This is a genomic window from Burkholderia sp. BDU5, from assembly GCF_001522845.1.
Taxonomy (GTDB): Bacteria; Pseudomonadota; Gammaproteobacteria; order Burkholderiales; family Burkholderiaceae; genus Burkholderia; species Burkholderia mayonis.
In genome coordinates this window covers 1-758 of sequence record NZ_LOWC01000018.1, presented here as the reverse complement: position 1 = coordinate 758, position 758 = coordinate 1, and the positions used below count along the sequence as shown (strand labels likewise).

Annotated in this window: 1 protein-coding gene; it reads left to right on the top strand. The window is 64.2% G+C overall.

What is annotated here, in order from left to right; all coding sequences use genetic code 11:
• On the top strand, nt 1-758 hold a 758-nt coding region (cyoA, locus tag WS69_RS03980; RefSeq protein WP_059469519.1), incomplete at both ends, for a ubiquinol oxidase subunit II.

Below are 758 nucleotides of genomic sequence, written 5' to 3'. Positions count from 1 at the left end.
TGATCGCGACGTCGACGTGGGCGATGCTGATCGTCGTCGTGCCGGTGATCTTCCTGACGCTGCTCTTCGCGTGGCGCTACCGCGCGTCGAACCGCAACGCGACCTACGCGCCGAAGTGGGCGCATTCCACCGCGATCGAGATCGTCATCTGGACGGTGCCGTCGCTGATCATCCTGTTCCTCGGCATCCTCACGTGGAAGACCACGCACGAGCTCGATCCGTACCGGCCGCTCGAATCGTCGGTGAAGCCGATCGACGTCGAGGTCGTCGCGCTCGACTGGAAGTGGCTGTTCGTCTATCCGGATCTCGGCATTGCTTCGGTGAACCAACTGGCGGTGCCGGTCGGCACGCCAGTCAATTTCCGGATCACGTCCGACGCGGTGATGAACTCGTTCTTCATCCCGCAGCTCGGCACGCAGGTCTACGCGATGGCCGGCATGCAGACGCGCCTGCATCTGATCGCCGACGAGCCGGGCGATTTCGCCGGCATTTCCGCGAATTACAGCGGCCGCGGCTTTTCCGACATGAAGTTCCGCACGCTCGCGACGCCGCGCGACGCGTTCGACGCGTGGGTCGCGAAGGTGCGCGCGTCGTCGGACCGGCTCGACATGACCGCGTACAGCCAGCTCGCGCAACCGAGCGAGAAGCAGCCGGTGCGCTACTACTCGACGGTCGATCCCCGGCTGTTCAACAACATCATCGCGAAGTACAACAACGGCAACGTCCTCGATCTGACGGACGCCGCCTGTCGGACGAAG